This is a genomic window from Vibrio aestuarianus (assembly GCF_028858425.1).
Taxonomy (GTDB): Bacteria; Pseudomonadota; Gammaproteobacteria; order Enterobacterales; family Vibrionaceae; genus Vibrio; species Vibrio aestuarianus.
This window is the reverse complement of the sequence record NZ_JAKNYQ010000001.1, coordinates 50,019-64,987: the sequence shown is the minus strand read 5'-3', so window position 1 is coordinate 64,987 and position 14,969 is coordinate 50,019. Positions and strand designations below refer to the sequence as shown.

Genomic DNA, 14,969 nt, shown 5'->3' with positions numbered 1-14,969 from the left:
TATCTACAAATAAGTAAACCAGTATACTCAAAGCGATAGGAGAGTCGAAATTTGAATGTCAAAACTTGCAATCAAATCTGATCTTTAGACGAAAAAAAGCCTCGGCGGATATCGTCGAGGCTTAAGTTGATTGCGTTTTTAGCTACAGACCTAGAATGACCCGTTCGCGAACACTCAGTTTGTCAGTTACTTATATAGAACTTCACCTGACATTTCGGCAGGAATTTCCATATCAGTTAAAGCCAGCATTGTTGGAGCTAGGTCAGAAAGTTTACCACCTTCTTTTAGCTCAAGATCTTTGCTACCTACGTAAATAAGTGGTACTGGCAGGTTAGTATGCGCTGTGTGTACACCGCCAGTTTCTGGGTTTACCATCATCTCTGCGTTGCCGTGGTCAGCCGTGATCAGTAGTTGACCATCCACTTCTTTAATGGCTTCAACTACCTTGCCAATGCATTCATCTAATGCTTCACACGCTTTTACTGCTGCATCGTAAACGCCAGTATGGCCAACCATATCGCCATTCGGGTAGTTACAGATGATAGCGTCATATTTACCAGATTTGATCGCAGCAACGAGCTTTTCAGTTAGCTCTGGTGCGCTCATTTCTGGTTGTAGGTCATAAGTTGCAACTTTTGGAGAGGCAACTAGTTGACGCTCTTCTCCGGCGAATTCGCTCTCAACACCACCGTTGAAGAAGAAGGTAACGTGCGCGTATTTTTCGGTCTCAGAAATACGAAGCTGCGTTTTACCTGCTTTTGATAGCCACTCACCGTAAGTGTTTTCTAGTGATGCTGGTGGGAAAGCGCAAGCTAGAGGAATATCAGCTGCGTATTGAGTTAGCATCACAAAATCAACGGCTGGGAATTTAGCACGTTCAAAACCGTCAAAATCAGGTACGAATGCTCGAGTAATTTCACGAGCACGGTCAGCACGGTAGTTCATAAAGATAACGGCATCGCCATCTTCAATTGCTGCTGATTGTTGCTCTTCAGTTTTGATTTCAGTCGCTTTAACGAATTCATCGTTTTCTTCACGAGCATAAGCGGCTTCAAGGCCTGCCACTGCAGAATCAAAAGTGTACTCGGCTTTAGCTTCAACCAACAGGTCGTATGATTTCTGTACACGATCCCAGTTATTATCACGGTCCATGGCATAGTAGCGGCCGATCAGTGATGCAATGCGACCTTTGCCAAGTTTCGCGAAAAGCTCTTGGAAACGTTGTAATGAACCTTCAGCACTGCGTGGCGGTGTATCACGGCCATCTAAGAAACAGTGTAGGTAGATTTTTTCAGCGCCACGAGCGGCTGCCATTTCAATCGCTGCGTAGATGTGGTCTTCATGAGAGTGAACGCCACCAGGAGACATCAAACCTAGTAGATGAACGGCTTTACCTGCTTTGATCGCTTTATCCATCGCTGCGACTAAAGCTTCAGTTTGTTGAAACTCACCATCGGTGATCGATTTAGTGATGCGAGTGAGGTCTTGGTAGACAATGCGACCAGCACCAATGTTGGTGTGACCCACTTCTGAGTTACCCATTTGGCCATCCGGTAGACCTACGTCCATGCCTGAAGCTGAAATAAGTGTATTTGGGTTGTTCGCGATTAAGCTATCCATGACTGGAGTATTCGCGTTGTTGATTGCGTTGTTTGCGTTATCTTCACGGTAACCCCAACCGTCAAGAATTACTAAAGCCATTGGCTTCTTAGCTGACATAGTTATGACCTCGTCAAATTCAAAGTAACTTAAAACAGAAATTAGCGTAATTTTACTACACTTTGAAGCGATTGCAGTAGGTTAAGATCAATGATTCTCCCTATCAATGCCTATAAAGGTAGCCTATCGATCAACATTTTTAAGCCAATAGAACGGGTTACAATGGTTTAATAGACCAGAATTCCCGTACCTAAGACGGCAATTAAAGCGCCACACCAAGCGAAGCGGTTTGGTCTTTGTTTGGTATACAACCATAAAATCGGCAGTAACATGATTGGAGTTGTAGAAGATAGTAGCGCTACCATGCCGACGTTTCCTTCGCGTAAGGCATAGAGGATTAAAGTCATTCCTACTGCCATTGCAAGAAAACCGTTAATGGCCGTGATAGTAAATATGCGCAGGTTAATGGCTTGGGTTGCTCGCGCCAATTTAGCCCCGGTAAATAGAAATAAACAGTGGGCTGTAAATGCGGTTATCATCCTGATTGCAGAGGCGGAAACAGGGTCAATGCCGGTTTGCATCACTGGCTTGGCAATGATGCCGCCTAAAGCTTGGCACAACGCGGCGATAAGACCAAGGCTGATGCCAATCCAAATGCGGCCGTTAATGGCTTCTAATGCGTTATGATTTTGTCCACGACGACCAAAAAATATGGCGGTGAGTACGCCAGAAAAGACTAAGGAAGCACCGAGTAATTCAGCATTACTCATACTTTCGCTGAATAAAAAATAGCCGAGAATAGCAGAAAATACCGCATGACAAGAAAATAGCAGCCCCGCTTGTCTAGGACCCATACGATTTAAGCAGGCGAATAATGCTGTGTCGCCAATGAAAATCCCAATTAATCCAGAAAGCATCATTGGAGTGATCATATCGCCATTGACTGTTGCCCAGCCCCCCGTTGCGAATGCCATGCTGATTAAGATTACCGAGGTGCAGCCCATTCGCCAGCGACTATAAGCAAAGGTACCTAAATGTTTGGCTGGTATTACCGACATGAGACTGGCAATAGCCCAAAGAAATGCAGCAGCAAGAGCGAGCCACTCGTAACCCATGATGACATCCTTGTGGGGGTTAAGGGGCTCTCAATATGCCTTAATGAGTGGAGAAAACAAAGATAATTTGTTGGCTGCCTCTAACGCTCCATTTCATTAGGCAGCCTGGTGGCGATTACACTTTAAAGCGGCTGATCTCGTGGCGCATAGCTTCTGTTGAGCGGTGCATATCACTGGTACTTTGACTGCTTTGTTGAGTCTGACTGGCGAGATCATCAGACGCATCTTTAATACCTTGAGTATTACGGCTGATGTCTTCACTAACCGCGCGTTGCTCTTCAGCTGCGCTAGCGATTTGTAGTGCCATATCATTAATTTCAGTAATTGCTTGAGTGATTCTAACCAAGCTATCGTGTGCTTGTTCTGCGTATTCGACACTGTTATCGGCCAGTTTAGTACTGGCTTCCATGTTTTCTACCGCATGTTGAGTGTTGCTTTGCAGTGTCTCAATCATGGTGCGGATCTCTTCGGTTGAACCATGCGTGCGTTGACTAAGTACCCGTACTTCATCGGCAACGACTGCGAACCCGCGTCCTTGCTCACCAGCACGTGCCGCTTCAATCGCTGCGTTTAAGGCCAATAGGTTGGTTTGCTCAGCAATACCTTGGATGGTGGAAAGGATTTGGTTAATGCTTTGTGCATTGCTTTCCAGTTCGCGGATCACTTTGGCAGCACTATCGACTTGATTAGCCAAACTCGTAATTGAGTCTCTGTTCTTTTTAATTACCGCTTGCCCATCATCACAAGCGCTTGCGGATGCTTGAGATGCGCTGGCCGTTAATTCAGCATGGCTTGCGACTTCAGCCGCTGTGGCGGACATTTCATGGATAGCGGTCGCGATTTGGTTAACATCATTTTGTTGATGTTCTACACGCAGAGATGCTTGAGTGGAAAGATCATTCGCATTTTGTGCTTGTGTCGAAAGCTGGTGGCTATGCTCAACAATGCCCTTTAACATTCCCTGCATTTGACTCAAGAAGAGGTTTACTTTTTCTGCCAGCTCTCCTATTTCATCCATACGACGGATGTCTATTCTCTGAGTTAAGTCGCCTTCACCTTGAGCAAGTTGCGCTAATGCCCCCGAAAGCTCTTGAAGAGGTTTCAGCAGGCGAGTTACGACCCAGGTGCTGATACTGGCGATGACGATATAAAGAATCAAAGAGGCGATTGCGGTAAAGGTTATCTGTTCTGATACCGACGCATAAGCGAGAGATTTATCAACCACAATCCCTAGTGACCAATCGGTATTTGGGATACGTGACACGTAGACCAGTTTATCGCCTTGCTGTGGCCAACTAATGGTTGCCACTTGGTTTCCTTGAACCAGTGTCGCCATTTTTTGCGAGCTCAGTTGGCCGTTTAAATCGGTAAGTGGTTTCTGGCTTAGAGCTTCATCTTTGTAAGCGACAATATTATTTTTACCATCGACCAGAAAAGCAAAGCCTTGGTTATCGAGTTTTACACTTAATACTTCTTTGATGATGTTGGTGACGGTCAAATCAGCAGCAAGTACCCCTTGTTTTTGACCATGGAAGGCTTTAGCAAAGCTCACGACGATACTGCCATCAAAGTCTTGGTAGGGTTCAGTAATGATAAGTCCTTGCTGGGACATGGCGTCTTTATACCAAGGACGAGTTCTTGGGTCGTAATCGGCTGGCCAGTCTTCGGTTTTGTCACCATAGGCGATGGAACCATCACTGAACCCGGCATAAACCGAAAGAAAATCACCGCCTTTTTTAGTCACCAGAAGTTCTTTATCAGCATTATCACTGTTTGCAAGCGAAGTCTCATTGGCAAGCATCATATCACTGCGAATACCTAGCCAATCACTGATGTAGCGGCTGGTAGCAATACTGACATTCTCCATTTCACTATTAATTGCGTGAGTAGTTTCTTGCTGGAGTTGGTTAACTGAAATAAAGGCTTGTACACCACTAACAATGGCAATAATGATCGCAATAGCGACCTGAATTTTAAATTTGATGGTGTGTCTCATGAGTGATGTCCTTTGAGCGATATGATCAAGGTTTCGTCAATACCGCAAATTATAAGTTTGGTTGATTTACTGTGGTTTTATTAATTAATAGGTGAATGGTTGTCCGTGTTGGCAATTTGACAGAAATATAAATAAGCTATTTGGGAAAATACTACAATATTATACGGTAGATTAATCTGATTTTGCTCGATTATTCGTCAGCAGATTGTGGTTGGTGATACTCGATGTGGTTGGAAAGTTCAATTGCGTGACCTGCGTTCAATTGTGCAAGCCACGCATTTAGATGGCTAGGTTAGTAACAGAGCAGCAGTGTAGACAATACATAGCCCTACGATGCCAATAATGACACCCGTTTTCGCCATGTCTTTACTTTCAATCAAGCCTGTAGAGTAAGCTAATGAATTGGGTGGGGTTGATACAGGCAGGATCATACCGAGTGACGCTGAAAAGGCGACCACAACTAACAGGCCTTGTATACCGCCGATACTTGCAAGGCTTTCCATCGATACTGCAATTGCCGCTGCAATGGGCATTAATAAGTTCGCGGTTGCAGTATTAGACATAAAATTCGCCATTATCCAACACACTAATGATAGCGTGATAACCACAGAAACGGGCGATAGTGCGCTATAGTCAATTGCGTGAGCTAACGCTGAAGCGAGCCCTGTTTTATCCAAGCCAATACCAATAGCGATACCACCGGCGACTAACCATAAAACGTCCCAATTGATCTGTTTTAATTCCTCCTTGCCCATAATGCCGGTGAGTGTGAAAACTGCCAAAGGAATGATAGAGACAACATACGTATTCATACCATGCAGTGAGGTTGTCATCCAAAGGACAATGGTGGCAGCGAATGTTATATAAACTACGATCGCTTGCCAGCTTTTCTGGAATTTACCATTCAGTTTTAAGATCATCTGTTTTTCAGAAGAAGGGAAGAGTTTCTGCAGTAAGAACCACGCTAATGTCAGCTGAATCATCACAAAGGGTAGGCCCATCATCATCCAAGAAAGGAAGTCGATGCTGTTTTCGCCAGTGAGATATTGCAAAGCAATAGCATTGGGTGGTGTACCAATGGGTGTTGCAATGCCACCAGTATTAGCTGCAATTGGGATACACAATACCAAGGCTTTAATTCCCAAATCACCTTTAGGAGCCGAGGCCACAATAGGCCCGAGTAATGCTAGCATCATGACTGTGGTGGCGGTGTTAGACATGAACATTGAGAACACAGCAGTAATTAGCATTAACCCTAACATAATGAACCGAGGTTGATTGCCAAAAGGTTTGAGTAACACGCGCGCTAAGTTGCTATCAAGATCATATTTGGAGGCGGCAATCGCCAGAGCGAAACCACCCATAAATAAAATAATGATTGGCGATGAGAACGCACTGAAAATATCGGTGTACTTCATCAGTTCACCTAAATCATGCCCTGCTGGTGGTGCACGAAATAGATGTAGTCCTTTGTCGGATATCATGATCAATTCAAGAGCGATGATCAAAATTGACGTCGCAAAGACGGGAACAGGTTCAAGTACCCATAGCAAAGCTGCTAGTAAAAAAATCGCCAATAGCCTGTGTTGAATTAAAGTGAGGTCATCAATAGGAATTGAATCGATAGGCATAAATAATACGCCAAGCGGTAGCAAAAAGCAGATTGCTAGCTTTATCAGTATTCCCGGATTGATATTTGGCATACTCATGTCACCTTACTTTGTTTACTTGAGGTGACTATCGTAAATGATATGTGAATTAGGGTCTTAGATACGGATTGAAGTTTTGGATTTTATGTTTGGAATGTGTGATTGATTTGTTTTTAGTCAATAAATTTGAGAGAAAATGAGCTCACATGCTAAGCAATGAGCTCATTGTTTGATGTTAGTTTTGATGTGCGTACGGAGTACCCATAACTGTTGGTTCGCCGTGTTGCATTGAATCATCAAAGCGTACTTTATCTTTAGCGAACAAGTTGATCACGGTAGAGCCTAGTTTAAAGCGGCCCATTTCTTGACCTTTCTTCAGCATAACCGCCTTATTACCTTGTGCTGGGTAGTCCCAACGATAAACAGTGTTACCACGTGGTGGAGTGATCGTGCCAGCCCAAACCAGTTCGATGCTTCCCACAATGGTTGCACCAACAAGCACTTGTGCCATTGGACCAAACTCGGTGTCAAAGATACACACCACTCTTTCATTGCGAGCAAACAAGTTTGGAACGTTTTCTGCGGTTAGTGGGTTCACCGAGAAAAGATCACCAGGCACGTAAATCATCTGGCGCAATACACCATCGCATGGCATATGAACGCGGTGATAGTCTCGTGGTGATAGGTAAAGTGTTGCAAATTCACCTTCATCAAATTCTTGTGCTAGCTTTTCATCACCGCCAAGTAAGGCCACTGCGGTAAAATCATGGCCTTTTGCTTGAATCAGTTTACCGCCATTAATTGGGCCAAATTGGCTTACGCAAGCATCAGCAGGATGAGTAATAACAGCTTCACCTTCGGCAATAGGGCGAACTCCCTCTTTCAACTCACGCACAAAAAATTCATTGAATGATTTGAAATGGCTAGGATCGGAGTGCAAAGCCTCGTCCATATTGACGCTATACTGCTTGATAAACCAACGAATGACTGCTGTGGTTAGACCGCCAGCTTTGGCTGATGCGAGCCACCCCATCAGGCGTGTTAAGCCGTGTTGTGGGATCCAGTATTGCAGTCCAACTTTAATTTTATCCATTGTTTAATATTCCAATGTTAACTGTATGTTCTTCACTTTGGGCGCGAGATGTTACTGAAAAATAGGCACGATGTCAGTAGTTACTCATGATCATAGATCGATTATTCAAACGAAAAAATGAAACAAAATTTGCGTTTGAATTTTAGCTCAAGGCTATAAATCTGCTTTTTTATTCCGCGAATATTGTCGGTTGGCTTTGTTTTCTAACATGCTCTCAAGAATTCGATGATAGTTTTCAAAACGTATTGCACTGATATCGCCTTTCTCAACCGCTTCACGTAATAAACAACCAGGGTCATCACCGTGTTTACAGTCTCTAAATTTGCAGCCACCTAAAAATGGACGAAATTCGACAAAAGCTTCAGTAATTTCTTCGGCTTCTAAGTGCCATAGACCGAATTCACGTACTCCTGGTGAGTCAATCAGATCACCACCAGTAGGAATATGATACAAGCGAGCGGCTGTGGTGGTATGTTGGCCAAGGCCGGAGTTTTGAGAAACTTCACCTTCTTCGATTTCATTTTCCAAATCAGGCATTAAGGCATTCACTAAACTGGATTTACCCACACCAGATTGCCCGACGAAAATGTTGATACGTCCACTCAACTCAGCCTCTAGCTCTACAATACCTTCGCCAGTCACTTTACTGACCAGTAGAACTTTGTAGCCGATACGTTCGTATTCACGTAACCATTCTTGGTATTGGGTGCGTTGCTCATCGCTCAGTAAATCGATTTTATTGAGTACAACCAAAGGCGCGATTTTTACGGTTTCTGAGGCAATCAAATAACGGTCAATAATATTGAGTGATAACTCGGGTAAAACTGAAGAGACGATCACCATTTGGTCAATATTGGCCGCTACAGGCTTCAAACCGTCATAGTAATCGGGACGCGTCAACACCGACTTGCGTGGTTCTACTGCTTCAACAACGCCAGAAATACCCGCCATTGATTCAAGCCCAGGTCGCCAAATAACACGGTCACCAGACACTAGGGTTTCAATGCCGCGGCGCAGGTTGCAGCGCTGTACCGTTTGCGTTTCGAGATCTTCAATGTCTGCATGTTGGCCAAAACGAGTAATGACTAACCCTGTCTTGGCAGTACCCAGCATGGCTTCATCCCACTGAATAGTGTCTTCTTTTTGCAGTCGTTTACTCTGATTATTACGAACGCGTCGTACTTGACCTTTCGTCAGCTTCTTTTTCTTTGCCACGATTATCTACTTAAATGATTGTCATACGTTTGACCCACATTGAGATTTCACTCGAAACCATACGCTTTGAATCCTATGTCCAAAGGTATCTTGGGGATCTGAATTTGGGTATAGTACCTTTTTTATCTGCAAACCAATATAGGCAACGTATTTATGTCCTTTAGCGATCAGAACTTAATTTGGGTTGATCTTGAGATGACAGGCTTAGATCCTGAAACTCATAAAATTATCGAAATTGCTACCATTGTGACTGATAGCGAATTAAACATTTTAGCTGAGGGACCTGTACTGGCCGTCCATCAACCTGAAGATGAATTAGCGAAAATGGACGACTGGTGTACAACAACCCATACCAATAGTGGTCTGGTTGAGCGAGTTCGCCATGAGTCGGTGTCACAACAAGAAGCGGTTGAACAGACGATCGCCTTCTTAGAAAAATGGGTACCTAAAGGGAAATCCCCTATTTGTGGTAATAGCATAGGTCAAGATCGACGCTTTCTTTACAAACACATGCCAGCGTTAGAAGAATATTTCCATTATCGATATGTTGATGTCAGCACACTAAAAGAGCTGACTCGTCGCTGGAAACCAGAGGTTTTGGATGGTTTTTCCAAACAAGGGAGTCACCTAGCTCTGGATGATATTCGAGAGTCGATCGCGGAACTTAAATATTACCGTCAAACAATATTCAGCATTTAATCAGTAAAGCGTAAATTTTAGATGATGGCGCGTTAATCGATTCCACAGATTAACACGTCATATTTGTGTGCTTTTTCAGCAAACTGATAAAAAATGACTTTTTTTATCAGGAAGGACTTGCATCACAAAAAAATGCTCTTATAATTCGCAGCCCTGAACAGCGGAAACGTTGTCAATGCGACACTAGCTCAGTTGGTAGAGCGCAACCTTGCCAAGGTTGAGGTCACGAGTTCGAACCTCGTGTGTCGCTCCAGCTTCTTTTGTTAGAAAGCTTAAAGCGCTCATCATGCTTTGAATGATGAAATACGGACGCGGGGTGGAGCAGCTTGGTAGCTCGTCGGGCTCATAACCCGAAGGTCGTTGGTTCAAATCCAGCCCCCGCAACCAATTTAGATTAAGTGCAACAGCGTTTAATCATGCGACACTAGCTCAGTTGGTAGAGCGCAACCTTGCCAAGGTTGAGGTCACGAGTTCGAACCTCGTGTGTCGCTCCAAATTCTTTTCGAAGAAAAGAATAGCGCCGCACAACCTAGTTAAGGTTGAGGTCACGCCTTTTTGTATAAAGAAAGTGAACCTCGTGTGTCGCTCCAGCTTCTTTTGTTAGAAAGCTTAAAGCGCTCATCATGCTTTGAATGATGAATACGGACGCGGGGTGGAGCAGCTTGGTAGCTCGTCGGGCTCATAACCCGAAGGTCGTTGGTTCAAATCCAGCCCCCGCAACCAATTTAGATTAAGTGCAACAGCGTTTAGTCATGCGACACTAGCTCAGTTGGTAGAGCGCAACCTTGCCAAGGTTGAGGTCACGAGTTCGAACCTCGTGTGTCGCTCCAGCTTCTTTTGTTAGAAAGCTTAAAGCGCTCATCATGCTTTGAATGATGAAATACGGACGCGGGGTGGAGCAGCTTGGTAGCTCGTCGGGCTCATAACCCGAAGGTCGTTGGTTCAAATCCAGCCCCCGCAACCAATTTCGATTAAGTGCAATAGCGTTTAATCATGCGACACTAGCTCAGTTGGTAGAGCGCAACCTTGCCAAGGTTGAGGTCACGAGTTCGAACCTCGTGTGTCGCTCCAAATTCTTTTCGAAGAAAATCGAGTCCCATAACTTTTAAGGTTAGGGTCGAGTTTTTTAGAAAGTTTAAAGCGCTCATCATGCTTTGAATGATGAAATACGGACGCGGGGTGGAGCAGCTTGGTAGCTCGTCGGGCTCATAACCCGAAGGTCGTTGGTTCAAATCCAGCCCCCGCAACCAATTTCGATTAAGTGCAATAGCGTTTAATCATGCGACACTAGCTCAGTTGGTAGAGCGCAACCTTGCCAAGGTTGAGGTCACGAGTTCGAACCTCGTGTGTCGCTCCAAATTCTTTTCGAAGAAAAGAATAGCGCCGCACAACCTATCTAAGGTTGAGGACACGACTTTTTGTATAAAGAAAGTGAACCTCGTGTGTCGCTGTCGCTCTAACTTCCTTCAGACTAGTCTCTGAACTTGGACCAAATATGGTCTATGCTCTTTCTTTAATGCTGTGAAGCATCACCCCAAAAAATTATAAATAATCTGCAACTATTGCGGATTTATTTTCGTCTTAATAACTTCAGTATTGCACTTCAATACACACTGAACATCAATGAAACCTAGTGACTCACGGGCGCTTGTGGCTTTTCACTAACAGACTTATCCACAAAAAATAATTGTGGATAACTTGGTGAATAACGTGTTTTTTAATGATGGTATAAAGTGAAACCAAAAGATCTTCCTACAGCACCTCAACTCGTACATTTATTTCTATCTATCGCAACTAATTGATTTTGATTGGTTTTGTTGGTTTTTTCTATGTTGGATATACTTATTAATAGGATCGTTAATGAATGAATCTTTGATCCTTATCATTTATTGAAGATGTGACTAACTTTCCTCGATTATAGAAAACAGCGTTGTGTTTAAATTTTTGTCCACATAGCTATATTTTGAGATGCATATCAAAGTAAATGCCGATCAGCTATGCAAACGTTTAGCGTTCATGCATCACGTGGTAGCCCTTTCTCGATAATTCTTATTAGCCGCTGATGTTTGAGATTGGATTGCTCTAGAGTGCTAGAGCGTTTCTGTTCTTGTTCTTCGATTGCCCACAGAATATGCTCATCTAACAGTTCTGATGTACCCATCTTGGCTTTTAATGCTGTCAAAATGTATTCGGAATAAGGTGCGTTACCCAATGCGATCGCGATATTACGTAGCCATTGTTGGTGGCCAATTCTGCGAATCGCTGAACCTTCCATATTGCGTAAGAATTTATCTTCACTCCATGCAAACAACTCGACTAAATCTGGCTCATTGAACACATTGCGACGATGGAAATCATTTTTTTGGGTTAGATCTGAAAATCGGTTCCAAGGGCATACTAACTGACAATCATCGCAACCATAAATGCGGTTGCCCATCGCCCGGCGAAATTGGTGAGGAATAATACCATCATACTCAATGGTTAAATAAGAGATACATCTGCGTGCATCTACCACACCTGCTTCCACAATTGCCTGTGTTGGGCATGATGTTATACAAGCGCTGCATTTACCGCATTGATCTGTGCTTGGCGCATCAATAGGAAGGGGCAAGTCAATCAATAACTCGCCAAGGAAAAACCAAGAGCCACTGTCTTTATCTAAAATTAGTGAATGTTTACCTGTCCAACCAAGGCCTGCTTTTTGGGCTAGTGGCCGTTCAAGTATTGGAGCCGAGTCAACAAAGGGCCGATAACCTAATGCGCCAACTTCTTGCTCAATTTTTTCACCTAGTTTTTTTAACTGGTTACGGACCAATTTATGATAATCACGACCAAGCGCATAACGGCTGATATAAGCATGGTTGGGGTTATTTAGGTTGCTGGCAAAGCGAGCTTCTGGAGGGAGATAGTTCATGCGCGCGCTGATAACACGCACAGTTCCCGGAAGTAGTTCATTAGGCCTTGCTCGCATCATGCCGTGACGAGCCATCCAGTCCATTTCACCGTGATAGCCAGCATCTAACCACTTTTGCAGCGTCGATTCATGTTCGCTAAGATCAACATCGCAGATCCCAACTTTCTCGAAACCAAGCTCACGTGCCCACATTTTTATATTGTCTGCCAGTGCTTGGTAATTCATGATCAACGAGTTCATCGAAAAGGGGGCGGGATCTTAACGGATCATGAATGAAGGATCTAGCGAATGATCGTCAGTTTTATCGATTAAACTGACATTTGGGCAGAGTTTTTTCCTTTTACTTACAGAAGAGATCTTGTCTCCCAATTCCAACCCAGTTTACTATTCGAGTTCTTTTGATTTTTATATAGTCAACTACCGACACTAGAGAGCTTGTAATTCATGACCACGAAGATTTTTACCTTAGAAGACGAACAGCAAACGGTAAAATTAGGCGCAGAGCTAGCGACACTGTGTTCCGAGCAGACAACCATTTATTTGCATGGTGATCTTGGTGCAGGAAAAACAACATTCAGCCGTGGTTTTATTCGTCAGTTAGGGCATGTCGGTAACGTCAAAAGCCCGACTTATACACTTGTTGAACCTTATCAACTGGCGAACTGGCAAGTTTATCACTTTGATCTTTACCGTTTAGCTGACCCTGAAGAGCTTGAATTTATGGGGATCCGAGATTACTTCACCAGTGATGCTATTTGTCTTGTTGAGTGGCCAGAGAAGGGTTATGGCTTACTACCGACATCGGACTTGGACATTGAATTACGCTACGATGGTGAGCAACGACAAGCGATGTTAACCGCTAATAGCCATTATGGAACGGCATTACTTAGCCAATTGGAGTTATGTTGAGCGCTAATTTATTTCGAACTTTTGTTATATCGCTTGCCTGCTGCAGCGGGTGGTTATTCACATCAACGGCTTGGGCGAATGCTTTAGAAGGGGTACGTGTTTGGCCTTCTCCTGATGAAACTCGGGTGGTTATCGATCTTAAAAACGAAGCAGATTACAGTTACTTCACACTTAGTAGTCCTGAGCGGCTGGTTGTGGATTTAAAAAAAACGACACTCAGTACTAAATTACCTTTACAGGTTTCCGATAGCCCGATTCTTAAACAGATCCGCAGTAGTTCTCCCCCAGAAAAAGGCACCTATCGTTTGGTTTTCGAACTTAAGCGTAAAGTTAATCCGCAACCTTTCAAACTTTCACCGACGCCCGGTGGTCAATATGGGCATCGTTTAGTGGTTGATTTACCCCATGGCGAGCAGGGTGAAAAAGCGTCGGCAAAACCAGCTAGCAATACTCAGGTTAGTCGTGATGCTTCACAGTTATTAGGTACAGCCGATATTGTAGTGGCGATCGATGCTGGGCATGGTGGCGAAGACCCTGGTTCAATTGGTCCTACTCGTAAATATGAAAAAAATGCCACGCTGAGTATTTCCAAAAAAATTGCCGACCAAATTAATGCTGTACCGGGAATGAAAGCGGTTCTGACTCGTGGTGGCGATTACTTTGTTAACCTCAACAAACGTTCAGAAATCGCGCGGCGCAATAAAGCGCATCTTTTAGTGTCAGTCCATGCCGATGCTTTCCATACGCCACAACCAAGAGGCGGTTCGGTATTTGTATTGAATACTAAGCGTGCGAATAGCGAAATTGCTCGCTGGGTCGAAAACCACGAAGAGCAATCGGAATTGCTTGGTGGAGCAGGACAAGTGTTGGCAAAAAATAATAGCGATCGTAATGTCAGCCAAACTTTACTGGATTTACAATTTAGTCATTCGCAAAAAGAAGGCTACAAAGTGGCGACTCATCTACTCAAAGAGATGGGGAAAGTGGCTCACTTACATAAAAAGGAGCCAGTAAACGCAAGTTTGGCGGTATTGAAATCACCTGATATTCCATCAGTTTTGGTTGAAACTGGTTTTATCTCGAACCCAACAGAAGAAAAACTATTATTCCAACGTAGCCATCAAGATAAGCTAGCCCGTGCATTGGCAAAAGCTATCGTGCAATATTTTGAAGAGAACCCACCAGAAGGCACTCTATTTGCTAACCGTGGCAAAGCGCAAAAGCATAAAGTCCAACGCGGTGAATCTCTATCTGTGATTGCTAAGAAATACGGTACTTCAACGCAAGCTTTAATGACAGCAAATAACCTCAAAAGCGCGAGTTTAGCCATTGGGCAAGTATTGAGTATTCCCGGATCTTCTGCACCAATCTCAGTGCCGGTGGTGAATAACCCTGTTGAGACAGAAACCATTACTCATGTGGTTAAATCTGGTGATTACTTAGGAAAGATAGCTGCTAATTACAAAGTGAGTGTTGAAGAAATCAAACGAGAAAATAAACTGCGTTCTGACACATTAAAGCTAGGGCAAAAACTGAAAATAACGGTGAGCTTAAAAGACAAACCACTTCGCAAGCACAAAGTGCAAAAAGGGGAGTTTTTGAGCAAAATTGCTAACCAGTATCAAGTATCGATTAGTAGTATTCGCCAAGCCAATCAATTGCGATCAGATCAACTGGCGATTGGTCAAGTGCTGATCATTCCCAATAAGTAGATAATCAT

The 14,969-nt window shown here is 43.8% G+C and carries 10 protein-coding genes and 9 tRNA genes; 12 read left to right on the top strand and 7 right to left on the bottom strand.

The genetic code is table 11. The features are described 5' to 3' along the window. Nucleotides 1–186: 186 nt before the first annotated feature. The 6 genes from gpmM to rsgA all read right to left on the bottom strand — a co-directional run bounded on the left by gpmM (nucleotide 187) and on the right by rsgA (nucleotide 8,727). Complete coding sequence (gene gpmM / locus MCT08_RS00375) at nucleotides 187–1,719, bottom strand: 2,3-bisphosphoglycerate-independent phosphoglycerate mutase (protein WP_274677688.1); 1,533 nt, start codon at nucleotides 1,717–1,719, stop codon at nucleotides 187–189. A gap of 167 nt (nucleotides 1,720–1,886) precedes the next feature. Then, a complete protein-coding gene (locus MCT08_RS00370; protein WP_053309820.1) occupies nucleotides 1,887–2,774 on the bottom strand; it encodes a DMT family transporter in 888 nt (295 codons plus the stop codon). A 115-nt stretch (nucleotides 2,775–2,889) separates the two neighbouring features. Further along, on the bottom strand, nucleotides 2,890–4,770 hold the full coding sequence (locus tag MCT08_RS00365; protein WP_261915891.1) for a methyl-accepting chemotaxis protein: 1,881 nt from the start codon (nucleotides 4,768–4,770) through the stop codon (nucleotides 2,890–2,892). A gap of 287 nt (nucleotides 4,771–5,057) precedes the next feature. Further along, nucleotides 5,058–6,473 carry an SLC13 family permease gene (locus MCT08_RS00360; protein WP_168523618.1) on the bottom strand — a complete coding sequence of 472 codons (1,416 nt, stop codon included), beginning with the start codon at nucleotides 6,471–6,473 and terminating at the stop codon, nucleotides 5,058–5,060. A 181-nt stretch (nucleotides 6,474–6,654) separates the two neighbouring features. Further along, nucleotides 6,655–7,512: an archaetidylserine decarboxylase gene (asd, locus tag MCT08_RS00355; RefSeq protein ID WP_274677687.1), complete on the bottom strand. Its 858-nt coding sequence runs from the start codon at nucleotides 7,510–7,512 to the stop codon at nucleotides 6,655–6,657. A 153-nt stretch (nucleotides 7,513–7,665) separates the two neighbouring features. After that, on the bottom strand, nucleotides 7,666–8,727 hold the full coding sequence (rsgA, locus tag MCT08_RS00350; protein WP_053309824.1) for a small ribosomal subunit biogenesis GTPase RsgA: 1,062 nt from the start codon (nucleotides 8,725–8,727) through the stop codon (nucleotides 7,666–7,668). Nucleotides 8,728–8,880: 153 nt separating this feature from the next. Here rsgA and orn point away from each other — a divergent pair, with 153 nt between their 5' ends. The 10 genes from orn (at nucleotide 8,881) to MCT08_RS00300 (ending at nucleotide 10,783) form a co-directional block, all read left to right on the top strand. Further along, entirely contained in the window at nucleotides 8,881–9,426 is a 546-nt protein-coding gene (orn, locus tag MCT08_RS00345; protein ID WP_274675416.1) for an oligoribonuclease, read from the top strand. 177 nt (nucleotides 9,427–9,603) lie between these two features. Beyond that, nucleotides 9,604–9,679, top strand: a tRNA-Gly gene (locus MCT08_RS00340). Nucleotides 9,680–9,736: 57 nt separating this feature from the next. Further along, nucleotides 9,737–9,813, top strand: a tRNA-Met gene (locus MCT08_RS00335). A 31-nt stretch (nucleotides 9,814–9,844) separates the two neighbouring features. Further along, nucleotides 9,845–9,920, top strand: a tRNA-Gly gene (locus MCT08_RS00330). Nucleotides 9,921–10,072: 152 nt separating this feature from the next. Continuing rightward, nucleotides 10,073–10,149 (top strand) — tRNA-Met (locus MCT08_RS00325). A 31-nt stretch (nucleotides 10,150–10,180) separates the two neighbouring features. After that, nucleotides 10,181–10,256, top strand: a tRNA-Gly gene (locus tag MCT08_RS00320). Between the two features lie 57 nt (nucleotides 10,257–10,313). After that, nucleotides 10,314–10,390, top strand: a tRNA-Met gene (locus tag MCT08_RS00315). A 31-nt stretch (nucleotides 10,391–10,421) separates the two neighbouring features. Then, nucleotides 10,422–10,497: transfer RNA gene (locus tag MCT08_RS00310), tRNA-Gly, on the top strand. A 102-nt stretch (nucleotides 10,498–10,599) separates the two neighbouring features. Next, nucleotides 10,600–10,676: transfer RNA gene (locus MCT08_RS00305), tRNA-Met, on the top strand. 31 nt (nucleotides 10,677–10,707) lie between these two features. Then, nucleotides 10,708–10,783, top strand: a tRNA-Gly gene (locus tag MCT08_RS00300). A 657-nt stretch (nucleotides 10,784–11,440) separates the two neighbouring features. Here the strand turns inward: MCT08_RS00300 and queG are convergent. After that, on the bottom strand, nucleotides 11,441–12,565 hold the full coding sequence (gene queG, locus MCT08_RS00295; protein WP_168523612.1) for a tRNA epoxyqueuosine(34) reductase QueG: 1,125 nt from the start codon (nucleotides 12,563–12,565) through the stop codon (nucleotides 11,441–11,443). Nucleotides 12,566–12,784: 219 nt separating this feature from the next. Between queG and tsaE the strand changes: the two genes are divergently transcribed. Next, nucleotides 12,785–13,249, top strand: a complete 465-nt coding sequence (gene tsaE, locus MCT08_RS00290; RefSeq protein WP_053309826.1) for a tRNA (adenosine(37)-N6)-threonylcarbamoyltransferase complex ATPase subunit type 1 TsaE — start codon at nucleotides 12,785–12,787, stop codon at nucleotides 13,247–13,249. Beyond that, a complete protein-coding gene (locus MCT08_RS00285; RefSeq protein ID WP_053309827.1) occupies nucleotides 13,243–14,961 on the top strand; it encodes a LysM peptidoglycan-binding domain-containing protein in 1,719 nt (572 codons plus the stop codon). The genes tsaE and MCT08_RS00285 overlap by 7 nt, the downstream gene beginning before the upstream one ends. The last annotated feature ends 8 nt before the right edge of the window (nucleotides 14,962–14,969 follow it).